Annotated in this window: 3 protein-coding genes and 1 pseudogene; 1 reads left to right on the top strand and 3 read right to left on the bottom strand. The window is 58.5% G+C overall.

What is annotated here, in order from left to right; translation table 11 throughout:
* A partial coding sequence (locus AAY47_RS22010; protein ID WP_160300203.1) for a hypothetical protein occupies positions 1-180 on the top strand: 180 nt, incomplete at its 5' end.
* Positions 181-256: 76 nt separating this feature from the next.
* Here AAY47_RS22010 and AAY47_RS13360 read toward each other — a convergent pair.
* The 3 genes and pseudogenes from AAY47_RS13360 to AAY47_RS13350 form a co-directional block, all read right to left on the bottom strand.
* Positions 257-490, bottom strand: a complete 234-nt coding sequence (locus AAY47_RS13360) for a hypothetical protein (protein ID WP_152669813.1) — start codon at positions 488-490, stop codon at positions 257-259.
* Positions 478-1551, bottom strand: coding sequence for a site-specific tyrosine recombinase XerC (gene xerC / locus AAY47_RS13355; RefSeq protein WP_047770641.1), 1074 nt, complete (start codon positions 1549-1551; stop codon positions 478-480). Before xerC ends, AAY47_RS13360 begins: the two co-directional genes overlap by 13 nt.
* A 218-nt stretch (positions 1552-1769) precedes the next feature.
* Positions 1770-3209: pseudogene (locus tag AAY47_RS13350) on the bottom strand (DNA primase); the annotation flags it as partial.

Here is a 3209-nt window from a genome sequence, read left to right as displayed (position 1 = left end):
GAGCACGGTAACGAGCGAGGAGCGCAGCGACTGCGAGCCGGGCGCAGTAAGTCGCTGCGGGGTTGGGGCGGGGGAGGTAAACGCGGAGGCCGCAGGCCGACCTGCCTGCAGGGAAGTTTGCCGGAACAACGCAAGGCAGCTAAAGAAGAACACGGGTTTTTGCTGAGGACTGGCTCATAAGCTGACAGCAGAAGGCGTAGCCTTGTGCGGTGCACCTTGCGATGCCGATAAGCGGGGGCGCAAGACATAATGTGTATTATGCGATGCGAGCCGCTCTCCGGCGCAGGGGGGGACTACGTGGCTGAACGGCGAGTTTCGCATAATTCCCCGACATTATGTTGAGTGGGCTTTGGACGGCCTGCACTGACTGAACGGGGGCGGCATTGTTCAGGCCGACCATTGCCCACGTACCCCCGCGAGCACTGAGGCCAACGGGCAGTCCGGCCACGGTCTGCCCCCGCGCCGATCCCAGCGAACTCAACGGGGACACTCAGGCTGTCCGGTGCGTTGTGGTATCCGTTTGGCGTCTGGCTCTCCGCTGGCACAGTCTGAACCGTTCTCTGAGCGTCCGGTCTGGCTGTCTGCATCCGGCAAGGCCTGAGAGTCTCGCTCTGCCGGATGGGTTCGGCTGTGTACCTGCTTGAGCTGTTTGATCGCCACTTTGGTATAGATTTGTGTTGTATTCAGCTTTTCATGCCCCAGCATCGCCTGGATATGGCGGATATCGGCACCGTTATCCAGCATCTGCGTGGCCATTGAATGGCGGAACAGGTGACACGCCCCCGGCTTGTCCAGATGTGCCCGCTGCCGGATGGCTTTGCCTGCGATTTGCGTCAGGTGTCCCAGACTCAGCGGCCTGCCCTTTTGCGAGATAAACAGATAACCGCTGTCATAGTGCGCGGCCAGTTGTGGCCTGACGTTGACCAGATAGCGTTTCAGCCAGCCCAGCGCCCGCTCACCGACAGGCACAACCCGATCTTTATTCCCTTTGCCCTGATTCACCACGACCGCACCACGTTCGAAGTCGATGTCGCCCCGCTGGAGCTGGCGCAGCTCCATGCGCCGGATGCCGCTGCTCCAGAGGATTTCCAGCATCACCCGGTTGCGGAACCCCAGCACACTCTGATCGTCAAGGCTCTCCAGCACCTGCGTGGTTTCCCGTTCACTCAGGATCTGCGCAGGCAGCCGCTTTTCTTCTTTCGGCAACACCATCTGCTCGGCCGGGTTGTAGAGGATGTGATGGCGTTGCAGTAACCAGCGGAACCACAGCCGCAGGGCGATCAGCCGTTCCCGCTGACCGTTATTGCCGTAAGGCTGACCATCGGCTTTACGGTAAGCCCGCAGATACCGCTGCCAGCTTTCCAGTAACACCAGTGTGACCTGTGCGGGGTAACGAACCGTGCGCTGTTCGCACCAGTCGATAAAGGGTAGCAGGTAGCTACGGTATGTTTCCCGCGTGCGGTCAGCCCGGCCTTGTGCCAGCAGCGTGTCGAACCACGCTTCGAGCTGTTGGCGCAGTGTGATCAGGGTGTTGTCGTGTGAAGTTATCATGCGGATTGTCCTTTTTGTGATGGAAGCTATCCGGCAGTACGGTATGACGGGAAGTTTTTATTGTGTTGCCGGAACAGTGATTTTTCGTTTTATCAGACTTGCGAGTGCTTAACCCTGTCTGGCTGTGGCGTTATGGCTATTTTGCTTACCCAGACTTAGCCCAGACTTGGGGCAGACCTGGCATAGACTTGCTTCTGTTCCGCCCAGACTTGCGCGGATCATACCGGCACGATCAGGCCGCTTAAGTGGGCACTGTCGCCCTCGCCATCCCAGAGCAGTTCGTATTGCAACAGATGCCCGCGACTGCCGCCGTGAACAAGCAGGTACTCCATGTCACTTAAGCGCTGGCAATGCAGCTTAAGCTGGCTGTCGCTCCAGTTTGTGTAAGCCCGGATATCCCGCCGGGTAAAACGCACTTCTCGCAGCGTTTGCTGCCTGTCCGATGCCATCCCGTGCGCCATCTGCTGGATCAGTAATAACAGCTTGCGTGTCTGCGGTGGCATCTCGTCCAATGTCCGGCCTAAGATTTCATGGGCGAGCTGATTCGCCAGCCGGATATCATCTTTCGTCACTTCGATATATTCCAGTGTCTTCCCCCGGTGCGCTGCCGTTTTGATGTCCCGCTGGTACTGATGCAACAGGGCGATGCTCTGAATGAGCGTCAGGTATTTCATATGGTCGCGGCGGGTACGGGTTTTGTCGCTCATGAACGTCAGTTGCGACGCATACGGATTGACCACATTCAAGGGTTTCAGCAGCCGCTGGGCGTTCTGGTGAAGCTGTGTCAGATAGTCGCGCTCGTTCTCAGCCAGCAAGCCTGCCAGCGTCTGCTTCTGCCGTTGCAACGCATGGATGGCTTCGGTCTGTTCGCGGGATTCATTCACCGTCAGCACCAGACAGCGATTGAGCAGTTCTTCGTCCACATCGATAGCGGTCGTCGTTAACATCAGCATCACCGGGCCTTTGACGGTGTAGCTTTTGGTAACGAGGTTTCCGGTCGCTTCATCCTTGCCCGTGCTCGCCATGGTCAGCTCGCCGTCTGACTGCAACAGCTTGAGCGCATAGGCGGCCTGCCGTACCCCTTCTTCTTCCGCTATCGCTAAAATCTTGTGCTGGAGATGGGTTTCGCCCAGATAGAACAGACTTTGCCCGGTCATGGCGCTGTACTGGGTACGCTCTTCTTCCGGCATCAGGTTCAGTACGGCCTCCATCAATGAGGATTTTCCGGCGGCGCTGCTGCTTTGGATCAGGACGGCTAAGGGTCTGGGTAACTTTCGGCTCACTGCCGCCAGATACCCCGCCAACAGATTGGTTGATTCACCGACCACGCCACAGGCGGCTAAATCAGCGGTAATACGGCTGACCAGTTGCGGATCCTGCAACAACGCCCGCGCCTCCTCCCGTTCGGATCCATTCAACTCAGGCGCTACGGCTGCCGGGTTTTTCGCCTGCTGTAGCCACTGCTCAACCGCCAGTAACACCTGCCCCAGCGCCCGCCGGATGTCACCTTCGGTTAGCCCCAGCTCAACGGCGGCCATACGGGAATAGCTGTTGCGTGAACGCCCGCTCATCAGATTAACCCCGTCAGCGAACAACACGCGCAGCGGCGTGATCCCTTTGGCAACCAGCGCCGCCGCCAGTTTCACGGCAGCATCATT

The sequence above is a fragment of the Xenorhabdus griffiniae genome (assembly GCF_001028135.1).
Classification (GTDB): domain Bacteria; phylum Pseudomonadota; class Gammaproteobacteria; order Enterobacterales; family Enterobacteriaceae; genus Xenorhabdus; species Xenorhabdus bakwenae.
The sequence above is the reverse complement of the archived record's forward strand: the minus strand, read 5'-3'. Positions and strand labels throughout refer to the sequence as shown.